Source organism: Mycobacterium sp. P4_H6 (assembly GCF_056400845.1).
Map to the genome: position 1 here is coordinate 45891 of NZ_JBFUKN010000035.1, position 15972 is coordinate 61862.

Genomic DNA, 15972 nt, shown 5'->3' on the forward strand with positions numbered 1-15972 from the left:
CGGGACCGTGACGGCGCTCACCGCGTGCCACGAATCCAGTGACCGCGGACGGTTAAGGGCAGCCGGCGTGGTTGACCTCGGCTGATGCGATTTTCAGCAAATGGGGCCCGGCGTGGACGTCAGACCAGTGGACGGCCGGTGCGGATGCGCCAGTCCAGATCCTTGAGTAACACATTGAAGGGGAACTGGCGGAGCGCGCCGGGTATCACGTTGTTGACCACGCGCAGCGCCCTCATCAGCCGGTCGAAGCGGCGCTGACGCTTCAGATCCCAGGGCAACCGCATCTCCTCACGGAACCGCTGGGGCAGGAAGCCGGTGGTGATCAGCCCGGCGGTGTCCTCATGCAGTCGCTGCAGGCGGCCGGGCAGTCTCAGTCCGCGCAGCCGGCCCACCGCGATCGGATACAGATATTCGCGGATGGTGTCGTCGATGTGCACCTTGTCCAGCTGTTCCTGCCAGTACTTGTCGAAGGCGGCGCGGTCGGCGGGCCACATCTCGGCGGGAACCTGCAGGGTGGTGCCCAGCGTCATCCCGTCCAGGTAATGCTTGTCGGCGGTCTCGTCGTCCATCTCCCCGACGAACATCCGCTGGATGTCGACCGAACCCTTGTAGAGGCAGGCAGCCACCCACATCTGCAGGTCCTTGTCGAAGGCGTTGTACTGCACGGGGCTCTCCGGGGTGGAGCGCACCTGGGCGTGCGCCGTGTTCACCGCGCGCCGGAAGGCGGCCTTCTGCTGGTCGGTGCCCCGGCCCGCGACGGCCAGGTAGGTGAAGGTGGTGCGGGCGCGCTTGACCGGATGGCGGTCCACGCGACCGCTCTCGACCGTGCTCTCCTGCACGCCGTAACCGACACCGGGGCGGGCCAGCTGCATGACCACGTTCGCCGGACCCGCCAGCAGCGCAACCCCCATGAGCCCGTCATCGACGGTGGCGCCCCAGCGTGGCCGGCGGGCCGGCACGCCGGCGGTCTGGCTGATCGGACGTTCGGTGATCGTCATTGACACCTCTGTGGATGAAAGTGAGAACGAGTGTTTCCTGATATTGCCTCGCCCATCGGACGGGTGTCAAGATGGACGATATGACGCAGCTCCGGCCCTACCGCGGCGTTGCGGCGCCGCAGCGATTGGCCGAGCGGCGCCGCCGCTTCCTGGAAGCCGGCCTGGACCTCCTCGGCGAGACCTACGACGAACTCACGGTGCGGGCCATCTGCCGGCAGTCCGGTATCGCCACCCGCCATTTCTACGAGGCGTTCGCCGATAAGGACGAGTTCGTCGCGGCGCTTTTCGACTCCGTGATCGGCGAGATCGCCAGCACCACCCAGGCGGCGGTCGCCGCGGTGCCACCACCGGAACAGAACCGGGCCGGCATCACCAACCTGGTGCGGACCATCGGCGATGACGCGCGGATCGGAAGGCTGCTGTTCGATCCGCAGTTGTCCAACGCAATTCTGGTGCGCAAGCGGGCCGAGCTGGGCGGGTTCTTCGCCGTGCTGGCCGGCCAGCACGCGCAGACCGTGCTGGCCCGCGAGGACAGCGACGAGATCAAGGCGATCGCGCACTTCATCGTCGGCGGGGTCAACCAGACCATCCACGGGTGGCTCACGGGGGCTATCGCGCTGACCCGCGACGAGCTGATCGAGCTACTGACCGCCTTGCTGAATACGTTCCCCGACCCTCGGCGGGCAGGAGCGTAGCGACCCGGGAAATCGGTCGGCGGGCAGGACCTGGCGAAAACGAGCGGCAGTTCTAGACCACCGCGCGGGGCCGCCGGTCGGCGGCGGTCTTGGGCACCGTGGTGGTGTCGGCCTCGGTGAATTCCTTGATCCAGCAGGCGAACTCCAGGGTGATGCCGTCCGGGTCCTGGAAATAGAAGGAGCGCACGTACACACCCGGATGCAGGGTCGGCGAGGCCTGCCATTCGCTCTCGTCGTGGTTGAGCACCGGCCCGACGCGCACGCCCTTGGCCTTCAGCTTCTCCCGGTACTCGTCGAACTTCTCGGCAGGCACGTGGAAGGCGAGGTGGTTCATGGTGGTCACCGCGCTGGTGATCTCCCCGAGGCCCGGCAGCGCGACCGGCGCGGATACACCGGGGATGCCGTCCGGGGCGTCGGTGAACCAGAAGAAGGCCACGCAATCGCCGTTACCGGCATCGAAGAAGAAGTGCTGCCCCATCCCGCCGGGTAGATCGAGCGACTTGATCAGCGGCATCCCGAGCACGCCGGAGTAGAAGTCGACGGTGCGCTGCATGTCCGAGCACACCAGTGCAACGTGGTTGATACCCCCGAGGGTGAACTCGGAGTTGGGGTTGTCGGGCTTGATCATGGCTCTCCTGGGGCGAGCGGAGCGACGGGGAAAGGCTTGTGCAGCTCTGGCGCAGATCTGAATCTGAATCTAACATCAGATTCAGATTCGATCAACGAACTCCGGGGAAAGGGTTCCGTGACCGCACGGGTAGAGCTGCCCACCGCACGCGGGCGTCAGACACAGGCCGCCATCGACGCGGCAGCACGAACGGTTATCGCGCGCAAGGGAATTCTGGCCACCACCATCGCCGATATCGCCGCCGAGGCGGGCCGTTCCACCGCGTCGTACTACAACTATTACGACTCCAAGGAGGCGATGGTCCGGGAGTGGGCCGTCCGATTCCGCGATGAGGCCCGCGAACGCGCCATGGCCGCCGCCGAACCCGGTCTCACCGATGCCGCGCGCGCACACGCCGCCGCCGCCGCGCACTGGAATACCTATCGGCACCGGCTCGCCGAGATCATCGCCGTTTCGCAATTGGCCACGGTCAACGACGATTTCGCGCAGTACTGGGCCGACATCTGCGCCCTGCCGATCGCCCTGGTCACCAAGATGGTCCAGCGGGCCCAGCGCAAAGGCTGCTGCGCAGGCGATGACGCGCACCTGATCGCCGTCGCCCTGGTGTCGATGCTGAACCAGTTCTGCTACACCCAACTCTCGGGTACCGGAGCCCAGACCGCCGACGACGACGCCTGCGTCGCCACCCTGGCCGCGATCTTTCACCGGACGATCTATCACAAGGAGATTGAGCAGTCATGACGTCGAAAGGCCCGACGCCGGGGGTCACCCGGGAATTCGTCGGAACGGACTCCCCGACCGCGCGCCGCGCCGGCGCCGGCGGGCACCCGTGCCAGGGTCTGTATCACCGCGGGGTCGGCCGCAAACCCAAGGTCGCGGTGATCGCCACGCACTATCAAATCGACTTCTCCGAGCACTATCTCGCCGATTACCTGGCCACCCGCGGGATCGGGTTCCTCGGGTGGAACACCCGCTTCCGGGGTTTCGAGAGCACCTTCCTGCTGGACCATGCGCTGGTCGACATCGGCGTCGGGGTGCGCTGGCTGCGGGAGACACAGGGCATCGAAACCGTGGTGCTGCTGGGCAATTCCGGTGGCGGCTCCCTGATGGCGGCCTATCAGGCCCAGGCTGTGCACCACCACGTCACCCCGCTCGACGGGATGCGCCCGGCGGCGGGTCTCACCGACCTGCCCGCGGCCGACGGCTACGTGGCCAGCGCCGCGCACCCCGGCCGTCCCGATGTGCTCACCGCGTGGATGGACGCCTCGGTCACCGACGAGAATGACGCGCTGGCCACCGATCCCGACCTCGATCTGTTCGGCGCGCGCAACGGCCCGCCCTACTCGAGCGACTTCATCGCCCGCTACCGCGCCGCGCAGATCGCCCGCAACGAGGCCATCACCGACTGGGCGGAGGCCGAGCTCACCCGCGTGCGAGCCGCCGGGTTTTCGGACCGGCCGTTCACCGTGCTGCGCACCTGGGCGGATCCGCGGATGGTCGATCCCGCACTGGAACCGACGAGGCGTCAGGCCAACATGTGTTACGCCGGACCCCCGGTCAAGGCCAACCGGTCCGCCTACGGCATCGCAGCCGCGTGCACGCTGCGCAACTGGATCGGCATGTGGAGCCTGCGGCACGCCCAGACCCGGGCCGAACCTCATCTGGCGCTCATCGACTGCCCGGCGCTGGTCATCAACGCCGACCAGGACACCGGCGTCTACCCCTCGGACGCCCAGCGCATCCATGACGCCCTGGGTAGCGACGACAAGGCGCTGTTGTCGATCGACACCGACCACTACTTCACCACCCCGGGTGCGCGCAGTGAGCAGGCCGATACCATCGCCAAGTGGATCGCGAAACGGTGGCGCTGAGAGTTCTCGCCCACTTCACCCCCGGCCAGAAAGTACTCGATCTCGTTGCCGCAGAATCGGATTGGCTGGACGTTCGGTGGTGCGCCGAGGACGATGACACCACTCTGGAGCGCGAGCTGCCCGACGCCGAGGTGATCTGGCATGTGCTGCGACCGCTGTCGGCCGGCGATCTGGAGCTCGCAGTGAACTGCCGGCTGGTGCACAAGCTGGGCGCCGGGGTGAACACCATCGACGTCGACGCGGCGACACGCTGCGGCATCGCGGTCGCGAACATGCCCGGAGCGAACGCCCCGTCGGTCACCGAGGGCACCCTGCTGCTGATGCTCGCCGCGCTGCGCCGGTTGCCCGTCATGGACCGCGCCACCCGCGAGGGCCGGGGCTGGCCGTCGGATCCGAGTCTCGGTGAGACGGTCCGCGACATCGGCGGGTGCACGGTCGGGCTGGTCGGCTACGGCAATATCGCCAAGCAGGTCGAGACGGTGCTGAGGACGCTGGGCGCGCGGGTGCTGCACACCAGCACCCGCGACGACGGCCACCCCGACTGGCGGCCGCTGCCGGCACTGCTCGCGGGAAGCGACATCGTCTCGCTGCACCTACCACTCACCTCGGCGACCCGGCACCTGATCGACAAGGACGCGATGGCGCTGATGAAACCCGACGCCGTGCTCGTCAACACCGCGCGCGGGCCGATCGTCGACGAGGAAGCACTGGCCGCGGCGCTGCGGGAGGGCCGCCTGGCCGCCGCCGGGCTGGACGTCTTCTCCACCGAACCGGTCGAGCCCGGCAATCCGCTGCTCGGCCTGGACAACGTGGTGCTGACGCCACATGTCACCTGGTACACGGTCGACACCATGCGCCGCTATCTGGAGGTCGCGGTGGACAATTGTCGCCGGTTGCGGGGCGGCCGGGAGTTGGCCAACGTGGTAAACCAAGTCAGCTAGGCCACTGGTGTGGCCCCTGTCACCGCGGGGTACCCTCGAAACCCAACCGACCGGTTAATAGGGAAGTTGCCCCATGGAGGTTAAGCGTGCCCATCGCGATCAACTCTGAACACAATGACCTGGCCGATTCGGTCAAGTCGCTGGTAGCCAAAGTCGCCCCGGCAGATGTCCTGCACGAGGCGCTGGAGACACCGATCTCCAATCCCCCGCCGTACTGGAAGGCCGCCGCCGAGCAGGGCCTGCAGGGCGTGCACCTGTCCGAGGACGTCGGCGGACAGGGCTTCGGCATTCTGGAACTGGCGATCACGCTGGCCGAGTTCGGTTACGGCGCGGTGCCGGGACCCTTCGTCCCGTCGGCCATCGCCAGCGCCCTGATCTCCGCCCACGACGCCGAATCGCCACTCCTCGGCGGCCTGGCGTCCGGTGACACCATCGCCGCCTACGCGATCGACTCCGGCCTGACCGCCACCCGCCAGGGTGACAAGCTCGTCATCCGCGGCGAGGTGCGCGCCGTGCCGGCCGCGGCGCAGGCGTCGCTCCTGGTCCTGCCCGTCTCTATCGAGAGCAGCGAGGAGTGGGTGGCGCTGGACGCCGACGCCCTGGAGGTCGAAGACGTCAAAAGTCTCGACCCGCTGCGCCCGTTGGCGCACGTGCGCGCCAATGCGGTCGAGGTCGGCACCGATCGGGTGCTGTCCAACCTCAGCCGCGACCACGCCAGGGCGCTCATCACCACGCTGCTGTCGGCCGAATGCGTCGGCGTCGCCCGTTGGGCCACGGACACCGCGACCGAGTACGCCAAGATCCGCGAGCAGTTCGGCCGGCCCATCGGTCAGTTCCAGGCCATCAAGCACAAGTGCTCCGGCATGATCGCCGAGACCGAGCGGGCCACCGCCGCGGTCTGGGATGCCAGCCGCGCGATCGACGAATTCCACTCGGGTTCGGCTGGCGGCAGCGAGGATTCGAAGTACGCCTTCGCCGCCGCGGTCGCCGGCACGCTGGCCCCGGTTGCCGCTCAGCACACCGCCCAGGAGTGCATCCAGGTGCACGGTGGTATCGGCTTCACCTGGGAGCACGACACCAACGTCTACTACCGCCGGGCCCTGGTGCTGGCGGCTTCGTTCGGGCGGGCCGCCGATTACCCGCAGCGGGTCGTCGACACCTCGACCGCCAACGGTCTGCGCAAGCTGGACATCGACCTGGACCCCGATACCGAGAAGGTTCGCGAAGAGATCCGCGCCGAGGTGGCCGGCCTGAAAGCCATTGCGCGCGAAGAGCGTAACGCGGCGATCGCCGAGGGCGGCTGGGTGCAGCCGCATCTGCCCAAGCCGTGGGGCCGCGATGCCGCACCGATCGAGCAGATCATCATCTCCCAGGAGTTCTCCAGCGGGCGGGTGGCCCGGCCGCAGATGGGTATCGCCGCCTGGATCATCCCGTCCATCGTCGCCTACGGCACYGATGAGCAGCAGCAGCAGTTCCTGCCGCCCACCTTCCGCGGCGAGATGATCTGGTGCCAGCTGTTCTCCGAGCCGGGCGCCGGCTCCGATCTGGCCAGCCTGACCACCAAGGCCACCAAGGTCGACGGCGGCTGGCGCATCACCGGCCAGAAGATCTGGACCACCGGCGCGCAGTACTCCCAGTGGGGCGCACTGCTGGCCCGGACCGATCCGACTGCGCCGAAACACAATGGCATCACCTATTTCCTGATCGACATGAAGTCGCCCGGCGTGGAGGTGAAGCCGCTGCGCGAGCTCACCGGTGACGCCATGTTCAACACGGTGTTCATCGATGACGTCTTCGTGCCGGACTCGATGGTGCTCGGCGAGGTGGACCGCGGCTGGGAGGTCAGCCGCAACACCCTCACCAACGAGCGGGTGTCGATCGGTAGCGCCGAGCCGCCGTTCCTGGCCAGCCTGGAGCAGTTCGTGGAGTTCGTGCGTGACGGTCAGTTCGACCAGATCGAGCAGAACCACGCGGGCCGGCTGATCGCCGAGGGCTACGCGGCCAAGGTGCTCAACCTGCGCTCGACGCTGCTCACGCTGGCCGGGGGCGATCCGATGCCGGCCGCGGCGATCTCCAAGCTGCTGTCCATGAAGACCGGCCAGGGTTACGCCGAGTTCGGCGTCTCCTCATTCGGCACCGACGGCGCGATCGGCGACAAGGAGCAGGATCCGGGCAAGTGGGCGGAGCGACTGCTGTTCAGCCGGGCCACCACGATCTACGGCGGTACCACCGAGGTGCAGCTCAACATCATCGCCGAGCGTCTGCTCGGCCTGCCCCGCGACCCGTAAACCCTCTGCGCGAGCAGACTCAAATGGCCCCCAAATCAAGCGATTTGGGGGCCATTTGCGACTGCTCGCGGGAAGTACGTCAGGGCAGGATCGCGTCGACGTACCCGCCGTCCACGCGCAGCGCACCACCGGTGGTCGCCGAGGCCAGCGGGGACGCCAGGTAGGTGACCATGTTGGCGATCTCCTCCGGCTCGATCAGCCGCTGCAGCAACGACTGTGGACGGTGCTTGATCATGAACTCGCGCTGCGCCTCGTCCCACGGCACCGACTTGTCCACCAGCTGGTAGACGAAGTCCTCCACACCGGCGGTGTGCGTCGGCCCGGCGATCACCGAGTTCACCGTCACGCCGGTGCCTGCGGCATCCTTGGCGAAGCCGCGGGTCACCGCGAGCAGCGCGGTCTTGGACACCCCGTAGTGGATCATCTCGGCCGGGGTGACGATCGCGGAGTCACTGGCGATCTGAATGGCTCTGCCCCAACCCTTTTCGGTCATCGAGGGCAGGTAGGCACGGATCAGCCGGACCGCCGAGAGCACGTTGACGTCGAAGTAACGCCGCCACTGTTCGTCGGTGACCTCCCGGGCCGGCACCGCCTCGAAGATGCCGAGGTTGTTCACCAGCACATCGACATCGGGGAACTTCTCGACGACGGCGTCCGCACCGGCGGCGTCGGCCACGTCCGCGGCCACGCCGATGGCATCACCGCCGATCGTGGCGACCGCCTCATCGACCCTGGACTGGGTCCGGCCGTTGACAATGACCCGCGCACCGGCCGAGGCCAGCCCCTGCGCGATGGCCAGGCCGAYGCCCTGGGTGGAGCCGGTGACGAGTGCGGTCTTGCCAGATAGGTCGATATTCACGCCGTAGTACTACCCCTACGGCGCCACCACTATTCCCCGGCTAGTCGTCGACGGAGATCTCGCGCAGCTCGCGCTTGAGGATCTTGCCCGTCGGGTTGCGCGGCAGTTCGTCGAGGAAGATGACCTCACGCGGCACCTTGTAGCGGGCCAGGTTGTCCTTCACATAGGCCTTGATGACGTCCTCGTCGACGCTCGCACCCTCCACCTTGACGACGAAGGCACGCAGCCGGTGGCCCCACTCCTTGTCCTCCACGCCCAGCGCGGTGGCCTCGACGACCTCCGGGTGTCCGCTGATGAGGTCTTCGACCTCGGCGGGGAAGACGTTCTCTCCGCCGCACACGATCATCTYGTCATCGCGGCCCGAAACATAGAGCAGTCCGTGCTCGTCGAAGTAGCCCACGTCACCGGAGGACAGCATCCCGTCGATGATCTGTTTACCGCCGCCGCCGGTGTAGCCCTGGAAGGGGAACGTGTTGCGCACGAAGATCCGCCCGACATCGCCCTGCGGGACCTCACCGCCGTTGTCGTCGAGGATCTTCACCGTGATGCCCTTGACCGGCGGGCCGACGGTCGCCGGGTTGATGGACAGATCCTTGGGCCGCGCGATGGTCGCGAACGCGATCTCGGTGGACCCGTACAGGTTGTAAACGATCGGCCCCAGCTCGCGCAGCGCCCGGCCGGCGAGTTCGGCACCCAGCTGTGACCCGGAGACGAAGGCGATCCGCAGGCTCGACAGGTTCGGCTTGGGCTGCATCTTGTCGAGTTCGTCGAGCATGCGCGACAACATCACCGGGACCACCACGATGCCGGTCACCTTGTGCTTCTCGATATCGGCGAACACGGTGGCCGGTTTGAACCGGCGGCGCAGGACCAGGGTGGTGCCCAGCATCATCGCGATGGTGGCGTGCAGGAAGCCCAGTGCGTGGAACATCGGCGCGGGCAGCGAGGTCACCTCGCCGGACTTGAACGGGACGTGGGAGAGCACGCCGCCGATGGGCGCGAGCGACGGCGGCGTGCTGCGGTTGGCGCCCTTCGGGGTGCCGGTGGTGCCGCTGGTCAAGATGATCACCGACGAATGCTTGGTCACCTTGGGGGCGGGCTGCTTGCTGCTGCGCGCGATCAGGTCGGCCAGGGTGTCATCGGTGGAACCCGAGGGCTCATCCTTGTCGGGGTTGGTGGCCAGGGCCCGGAATTTGCCGAGCGCCGGGTCGGCCTGCGACACCGCGGCGGTGTACTCGTCGTCGTAGATGATGATCTGCGCGCCCTCGCGCTCGGAAACCTCTTTGATCTGCGGCCCGGAGAACTCACTGTTGAGCAGGATGATCCGGGCGCCCACCCGGGCCGCTCCGTACACACCGACCAGGAACCAGCGGTGGTTGCGGATCAGCAGCGCGACACCGTCGCCGCCCTTGACGCCCTTGGCGCGCAGCCCGTTGGCCACCGCGTGGGCGGCACGATCCAGCTCCCCGAATGTCATCTCGCCGTCGTCGTCGATGATGGCGACGGCGTCGGGATGGCGACGGGCGTTGAGCGCCGGGATCATCCCGAACTCGCCCCAGCGCCGGATATCGGCGAGCATGGCGGCCATCGCCTGCGGCGACTCGAGCCGCAGGGCTCCCGCCTCGAACATCTTGCGCGCGTAATGCAACTCTGCGGCGCCGCGGCTGAGGTATTGCTGGGCCTTGGCCGCTGCCTGAGCGGGCAGGTCTGTGAGACTGGGCATGAACGCCACAATATGTGACGCGTGTCGAGTCGCGGCAGATAACTACCATGGCCGTATGGGCGCTTCGGCCGGCAGTCGCAGGACGCTGGAGGTCGGCGGGCGCGAGGTCTCCGTCAGCAATTCCGGCAAAGTCATCTTTCCCGGCGCCGACGGGCGGGCCGATGTCACCAAGAGCGACCTCGTCGACTATTACCTGGCCGTTGCCGATGGCGCGCTGCGCGGTGTGCACAACCGGCCGATGATCCTGAAACGGTTCGTCAAGGGCATCAGCGAAGAGGCGATCTTCCAGAAACGTGCCCCCGAGAAGCGTCCGGACTTCATCGACGTGGCCGAGTTGAAGTACGCGTCCGGGACGTCGGCCAAGGAAGCGGTGATCACCGAGACCGCCGGCCTGGTATGGGCGGTCGGTCTGGGCTGCATCGACTTCAACCCGCACCCGGTGCAGGCCCAGGATCTGGAACACCCCGACGAGCTGCGGGTCGATCTGGATCCGATGCCCGGAGTCGACTGGTGCCAGATCCTGGCCGTCGCGGCGGTGGCCCGTGAGGTGCTCGAAGATCACGGCCTGACCCCGTGGCCGAAAACCTCGGGTTCCCGCGGATTCCACATCTACGCGCGAATCCACCCGCATTGGCCGTTCAAACAGGTCCGGCTGGCCGCCGAGACGGTGGCCCGGGAGGTGGAGCGGCGGGTGCCCGACCTTGCCACCGCCCGGTGGTGGAAGGAAGAACGCGGCGCGCGGGTGTTCGTCGATTTCAACCAGAACGCCAAGGACCGCACCGTCGCCTCGGCCTATTCGGTCCGCGCCAAGCCCGACGCCCGGGTGTCCACCCCGCTGTACTGGGACGAGGTCGCCGATTGCCTGCCGGAGGCGTTCACCGTCCGCACCGTGCCGGCCCGTTTCGCCGACATCGGCGATCCATGGGCGGATATGGATGCCCATCCCGGTGATCTGACCGAACTGCTGGAACTCGCCGAGCGGTTGGGGCCCGCGGAGAAACCGCCCGGCAAGAAGAGCGCCGACGGGCGCCGCGCCTCACAGATGCCGTTGATCGAGGTCGCCCGGACCAAGACGCGCGACGAGGCGATGGCGGCGCTGGAGTTGTGGCGGAGCCGCCATGCCGAGGCGTCCGAGCGGCTGGAGCCGGTCGACGTTCTCATCGACGGGATGCGTGGTCCGAGCTCGATTTGGTACCGCGTGCGGATCAATCTGCAGCATGTGCCGGAGGGCATCCGCCCACCCCAGGAGACCTTGATCGCGGACTATTCGCCGTGGGATGGATATTCGGGAAATCAGTTCAAACGCTGACCCTGAAATTTAGGCTACTCGGCGGTACGGTTTACCCGCCGTTTCGGGTAATTAAACTCATCGCCGAAAAGCGTTGCAGCACAACGGCTTACATTTCGCTCAGCGAAACCTTACCCGGCTCTCAGACTATCTTCTTAGCAAAGTCTCAATCACTACTCCCCGGTACCTTAAATTCGGCCGATAACTTCGGTGATATCGAGAACGACAGGTCAGAACCAGAAGGGAGGCAGAACATGACGATCGCATTCCGCTACGGCAACCCGGCGGTCAAGTGCGACGGCGCCGAACTGCGAGCTCAGTGCCGCCACCTCGCGATGGTGGTGACCGTCTCCGGTGTCATCGATGACGACAACTTCGATCGACTCACCCACAAGGTCCGCCGACTGGTCCTCGCGGAGAAGCCGTTCGCACTCGATCTGAGTGACGTGACGTTCCTTTCCGCGCGTGGTGTGTCTCTCCTCTACGCCCTCGATGATGAGTGCGATATCGCCGGAGTCGAGTGGGCGCTCATCGCGAGCCCCGCGGTCCTCGACGTCCTGCGCATGCTCGACGACGCATTCCCCATCACGGTCTCCGTCCCGGAGGCGCTGCACCACTTCGCCGAGGGCACTCTCGCCCGGCGCCGGCTGCTCCCACTCCTGCACAAGACCGCATAACCAGAAAGGCGGAACACATATGCTGCTCGATGTTCGCTGGCTGACCGCTCTGATGGGCCGTCACCGCAAGCCCGCCCGCTAGGGTCCCTACTTTTCCGAGTTGAGCCCTCCCACCGCCAGGTGGGAGGGCTCAACTCGTTTCTGACGACTCCCTTTTCGACGATGTCGCGGTCAGGCCTGCGCCTGCCACCGTCGGTCTCTGCGCTGCTCCAATTCCTCTGGGTCGACCAGTTCCAGCATCGGCCGGCCGGGCACACACATCATCGTCACGGTGAACTTGCTCGCGATGTCGGTGCGGTTGTTGCTGGATGACATCACCACCCGGCTCCCAGAACGCCTCGCCGGCCTTCACCACACGCGGTGACTCACCCTCCAGTTCGAACAGCATCTCGCCCTCGATGACGTACCCGAAGGCGGGCCCGGGGTGCCGGTGTGGCGGCGTTCCGGGGTCACCGGGCGGGAACTCGATGACGACGGTCATCACGTGCGCCCCGGGCGGGATGTCGGGCTGCGTCTCCTGCAGAACGGTCAGCGCCGTCTTCCATGCATCAGACATGTCAGCTCTCCTGTCTCTAGGCGGCAGCCCCGCCGCCATCGGCGTGCAGGGTCAGTCCGGTGACGAAACTCGATGCGCCTGAAGCCAGGAACAGCACCGCCTGTGCGATCTCGGCGGGTTCCGCGGTGCGGCCCAGTGGCAGGGTCCGTCCCAGTTCGTCATTGGTGTCACCCCATTCGGCGACCACCCCTTCGGTGTTCGTCGGTCCAGGTGCCACCGTGTTGACCCGCACACCGCGCGGACCGAACTCGGCGGCCCAGGTGCGGGTCAGTGACTCGACCGCGGCTTTCGAGGCGCTGTACACCGACGCGCCCGGCACCCCCTTGGACGCCACCATCGAGGTGACGTTGATGATGCTGCCGTAGCCGCGGTCCAGCATTCCCGGAACCAATCCGGCCACCAGGAAGTACGTTCCCCGGACGTTGGTGTCGAACGTCGACTCGAAGGAGACCACGTCCTGTTCCACGGTCATGGCGCCGGGGAAGGTGGCGGCGTTGTTCACCAGGATGTCGACCCGTGGATTCTGTTCGACCAGCGCCGCGATCGATGCGAGGTCGGACATGTCGGCTTGAATGAAGCGGACCTTGCCATCGATGGCGGCCGCCGCTGCCTCGCCCCGCTCCCGGTTGCGCCCGGTGATCAGCACCGTGGCTCCCGCGTCGGCCAGCAGTCGCGCACAAGCCAGCCCGATACCGGCCGTGCCGCCGGTCACCAGGGCGGTCTGTCCGGTCAGTTCCTTTGTCATGTCGTGCATCTCCTTTTTCATGCGGAAACCTGTTCGAGCTGAACGCGGCCCATGCCGCGTTCGCGGGCGACGCCGGCCAGGGTGGCGCGCAGTTGAGCGCGGCCGCGGAACACCCGGGACATGACGGTGCCGACGGGGGTGCCCATCACCCGGGCCGTCTCGGCATAGGTCAGTCCCTGCACGTCGGCGTAGTAGAGGGCGATCCGGAAACCCTCCGGAAGTTCGTCGAGCGCGGCCTTGATGTCGGCGTCCGGGAAGACGTCCATCACCGCGGCCTCCGCCGACGGGGTGCTGCGCATCAAGCCGGCGGGCAGGTCCAGATCGGCAACCGACTCGACCGCGTACTCCGCCGGGCGTCGCTGCTTCATCCGGTAGCCGCTGATCCAGCGGTTGTGCATGATGCGAAACAGCCAGGCGTTGAGATTGCTACCGGGCTCAAACCGGCGGAAACCCATGAATGCGTGCATGAGGGCGTCCTGCAGCAGGTCCTCGGCGTCGGCCTCATTGCGGGTCAGCCGGCGGGCACCCCGCATCAACACGGGCCGCAGCGGCGCGGTGTCACGTTCGAAACGCGCGGCCAGCTCGGCATCGGACTCGGTGACGGTGCTGATGAGTTTCACGGTTCCCAGATTTGTCCCTCCCGCCCCCGGGCGGACCCTTGGAAACCCGTAGTCAGCGGTCCGTAGGGCGACGCCGTAGCCGGTGATGGATGACTTCGGGGTGATTGCGCCGTTCTGGCTGTCGGGCGCGTCACACATGGCACGTCATCGACCGGAGGGGGTTCATCATGAGGATCGTCGTGATCGGGGGCACCGGGCTGATCGGGTCACAGGTGGTGCGGGGATTGACCGAACACGGCCACGACGCTTTCGCCGCCGCGCCGTCAACCGGGGTGAACACCATCACCGGCGAGGGGCTCGCCGAGGTACTGGCCGGCGCCGACGTCGTCGTCGATGTGTCGAACTCGCCGTCCTTCGAGGATGAGCCGGCCATGGAGTTCTTCCGGACCGCCACGACCAATCTGCTGGCGGCCGAGGCCGCCGCCGGTGTCGGTCACCATGTGGCGCTGTCGGTGGCGGGGACCGAGAAGCTGGCGCCGCAGAGTGGCTATTTCCGGGCCAAGCTGGCCCAGGAGTCACTCATCCGGGAAGCCGACGTGCCGTTCACCATCGTGCGGGCGACGCAGTTCTTCGAGTTTGTCGCCGGCATCGCCGACGCCGCGACCGACGCCGGCACCGCGCGGCTGGCGCCGGTCTCCTTCCAGCCGATGGCCTCCGCGGATGTGGCCGAGGCGGTCGCCATCGCCGCCACCGGCGACCCGGTCGGGGGCATCGCCGACGTCGCGGGCCCGCAACGTTATCGGCTCGACGAGCTGATCCGGACTGCGCTCACCGCGCATGGTGACAGCCGGTCGGTGGTGGCCGACCCGGGTGCGCGCTACTGGGGCGCCGAACTGCAGGACGACACCCTGGTTCCCGGCGCCGGAGCGACGTTGTTCGGGATCCGGTTCGAGGATTGGCTACTGGAGTCCAGCGCTCATCCCTTGAAGTAGACGATCTGGTGGCTGGTGGCCAGCAGCGTGCCACCGGTCCCCCAGATCTGGGCGGTCTGGTCGAAATGACCGGACGAATACTGTTGTGCGCGTGCGGTCGCCAGCACGTGGTCATCGCCCTGGGCGGCCAGGGTGTCGGTGTCGGCGTGGAAGTACACGGTGATCGACACGGTCCCCGCGGGCAGCAGACGGCCGAGCCGCAGGAAGACCCGCGGGTAGAAGATATCGCACACGGCGGTCAGTGCGGCGAAATCCCATGGCCGGGGCGGATTGTCGCGCACCCACAGGGTGGTCTCCGAGGATGCGGATTCGCCGTCCGCGGGATCCGGGATGGCGCCGGTGACATAGCGCATGTCGTAGTTGCGCATCCAGGTCGGGCCGTTGTCCGGCCCGACGGGCACCTCCGCGGAAGCCGGCACCGCGGGCCTGGCCGGTTCGGTGTCACTCCAGGTGTCCCGCCGGACCCCGAAAACCGCGGTGGCGGTGGTCTTCACCTCGTCGTCCTGGCTGAGCTCGACGAGCCAATGCTGATTGGACCGGTTGGTGCGCACCGCACGGGTGCTGATCTCGAAGTCACCATCCACGATCGGGGCCAGGTAGTTCACCGTCAGGGCCACCGGTTGGCCGTGCACATCGGGCTGCAGTTCGATGGCCCGCAGCAGCGCCGCCGCGGTGATGCCGCCGAACGGGCCGACCATGTTCGCCCATTCGGGCACGGTGCGGCCCCGCAGCAGCCCGTCACCGGCGGGTTCCAGGGCGATTCCATTGTCGAAGGCCGTCATCGGTCTTCCTTCACAGTCGGGCGGTTCGGTCGGTCGACAGCGCTGCCGACCGCCAACCCAAGCTACCTGCGGGCCGCCACGCGCCTCGCGCGGCCACCCCACTGCGGCGCTACTTGAACCGTCCGGCAAAACCGCGCAACGGCAGATCCGCACTGGTGAGCAGGCCGGGCCGCGCCGCGACCACCGACCTGATCGCGTTCAGCGCGGGCAGACCGGTGACGGTCATACCGATCGACGCGAAGCTGGTCGGGTCGGACAGGTCGACGCCGGGCTTCGGGAAGATCATGTGCTTGTTGTAGACGCACGGGTCACCCATGACCTGAGTGATGTAGCAGCCCTTGATATCCCAACTCGGGTCGGTGTGCGGGG

At 67.2% G+C, this 15972-nt stretch carries 15 protein-coding genes and 2 pseudogenes; 8 read left to right on the forward strand and 9 right to left on the reverse strand.

From position 1 onward, the window contains the following. Window positions 1-119: 119 nt before the first annotated feature. Window positions 120-998, reverse strand: coding sequence for an oxygenase MpaB family protein (locus tag AC1DTF_RS16325; RefSeq protein ID WP_477474818.1), 879 nt, complete (start codon window positions 996-998; stop codon window positions 120-122). 80 nt (window positions 999-1078) lie between these two features. On the opposite strand from AC1DTF_RS16325, the gene AC1DTF_RS16330 reads away from it, so the two are divergent. Then, window positions 1079-1693: a TetR/AcrR family transcriptional regulator gene (locus AC1DTF_RS16330; protein WP_477474819.1), complete on the forward strand. Its 615-nt coding sequence runs from the start codon at window positions 1079-1081 to the stop codon at window positions 1691-1693. Between the two features lie 52 nt (window positions 1694-1745). Here the strand turns inward: AC1DTF_RS16330 and AC1DTF_RS16335 are convergent, their stop codons facing one another. Further along, window positions 1746-2321, reverse strand: coding sequence for a VOC family protein (locus AC1DTF_RS16335; RefSeq protein ID WP_057170432.1), 576 nt, complete (start codon window positions 2319-2321; stop codon window positions 1746-1748). Between the two features lie 117 nt (window positions 2322-2438). On the opposite strand from AC1DTF_RS16335, the gene AC1DTF_RS16340 reads away from it, so the two are divergent. The 4 genes from AC1DTF_RS16340 to AC1DTF_RS16355 all read left to right on the forward strand — a co-directional run bounded on the left by AC1DTF_RS16340 (window position 2439) and on the right by AC1DTF_RS16355 (window position 7421). Continuing rightward, window positions 2439-3062 (forward strand): TetR/AcrR family transcriptional regulator, encoded by a 624-nt coding sequence (locus AC1DTF_RS16340; RefSeq protein WP_477474820.1) that lies wholly within the window; start codon window positions 2439-2441, stop codon window positions 3060-3062. Next, window positions 3059-4192 carry an alpha/beta hydrolase gene (locus AC1DTF_RS16345; protein ID WP_057170433.1) on the forward strand — a complete coding sequence of 378 codons (1134 nt, stop codon included), beginning with the start codon at window positions 3059-3061 and terminating at the stop codon, window positions 4190-4192. Before AC1DTF_RS16340 ends, AC1DTF_RS16345 begins: the two co-directional genes overlap by 4 nt. Beyond that, on the forward strand, window positions 4168-5133 hold the full coding sequence (locus AC1DTF_RS16350) for a 2-hydroxyacid dehydrogenase (protein ID WP_477474821.1): 966 nt from the start codon (window positions 4168-4170) through the stop codon (window positions 5131-5133). The genes AC1DTF_RS16345 and AC1DTF_RS16350 overlap by 25 nt, the downstream gene beginning before the upstream one ends. 86 nt (window positions 5134-5219) lie before the next feature. Continuing rightward, entirely contained in the window at window positions 5220-7421 is a 2202-nt protein-coding gene (locus tag AC1DTF_RS16355) for an acyl-CoA dehydrogenase (protein WP_477474822.1), read from the forward strand. A gap of 79 nt (window positions 7422-7500) precedes the next feature. Here AC1DTF_RS16355 and AC1DTF_RS16360 read toward each other — a convergent pair whose 3' ends face one another. Beyond that, window positions 7501-8280, reverse strand: coding sequence for an SDR family NAD(P)-dependent oxidoreductase (locus AC1DTF_RS16360; protein ID WP_477474823.1), 780 nt, complete (start codon window positions 8278-8280; stop codon window positions 7501-7503). Between the two features lie 40 nt (window positions 8281-8320). Next, window positions 8321-10003 carry a long-chain-fatty-acid--CoA ligase FadD2 gene (gene fadD2, locus AC1DTF_RS16365; RefSeq protein WP_477474824.1) on the reverse strand — a complete coding sequence of 561 codons (1683 nt, stop codon included), beginning with the start codon at window positions 10001-10003 and terminating at the stop codon, window positions 8321-8323. A gap of 55 nt (window positions 10004-10058) precedes the next feature. Between fadD2 and AC1DTF_RS16370 the strand changes: the two genes are divergently transcribed. Then, complete coding sequence (locus AC1DTF_RS16370; RefSeq protein WP_477474825.1) at window positions 10059-11312, forward strand: DNA polymerase domain-containing protein; 1254 nt, start codon at window positions 10059-10061, stop codon at window positions 11310-11312. Between the two features lie 233 nt (window positions 11313-11545). After that, the gene (locus AC1DTF_RS16375) at window positions 11546-11968 is read left to right on the forward strand and encodes an STAS domain-containing protein (RefSeq protein ID WP_057170437.1); all 423 of its coding nucleotides are present in this window, start codon (window positions 11546-11548) and stop codon (window positions 11966-11968) included. A gap of 171 nt (window positions 11969-12139) precedes the next feature. Here AC1DTF_RS16375 and AC1DTF_RS16380 read toward each other — a convergent pair. The 3 genes and pseudogenes from AC1DTF_RS16380 to AC1DTF_RS16390 form a co-directional block, all read right to left on the reverse strand. Beyond that, a pseudogene (locus AC1DTF_RS16380) lies at window positions 12140-12524 on the reverse strand (cupin domain-containing protein). Between the two features lie 16 nt (window positions 12525-12540). After that, window positions 12541-13269 carry an SDR family NAD(P)-dependent oxidoreductase gene (locus AC1DTF_RS16385; protein WP_477474826.1) on the reverse strand — a complete coding sequence of 243 codons (729 nt, stop codon included), beginning with the start codon at window positions 13267-13269 and terminating at the stop codon, window positions 12541-12543. A gap of 17 nt (window positions 13270-13286) precedes the next feature. Next, complete coding sequence (locus tag AC1DTF_RS16390; protein WP_477474827.1) at window positions 13287-13889, reverse strand: sigma-70 family RNA polymerase sigma factor; 603 nt, start codon at window positions 13887-13889, stop codon at window positions 13287-13289. A 167-nt stretch (window positions 13890-14056) separates the two neighbouring features. On the opposite strand from AC1DTF_RS16390, the gene AC1DTF_RS16395 reads away from it, so the two are divergent. Beyond that, window positions 14057-14821 carry an SDR family oxidoreductase gene (locus AC1DTF_RS16395; RefSeq protein ID WP_477474828.1) on the forward strand — a complete coding sequence of 255 codons (765 nt, stop codon included), beginning with the start codon at window positions 14057-14059 and terminating at the stop codon, window positions 14819-14821. Here the strand turns inward: AC1DTF_RS16395 and AC1DTF_RS16400 are convergent. Together AC1DTF_RS16400 and AC1DTF_RS16405 are read right to left on the reverse strand one after the other, a co-directional pair. Further along, window positions 14806-15603 (reverse strand): acyl-CoA thioesterase, encoded by a 798-nt coding sequence (locus AC1DTF_RS16400; protein WP_477474829.1) that lies wholly within the window; start codon window positions 15601-15603, stop codon window positions 14806-14808. The genes AC1DTF_RS16395 and AC1DTF_RS16400 overlap by 16 nt on opposite strands. Before the next feature lie 109 nt (window positions 15604-15712). Next, window positions 15713-15972, reverse strand: a pseudogene (locus AC1DTF_RS16405) (dihydrodipicolinate reductase); the annotation flags it as partial.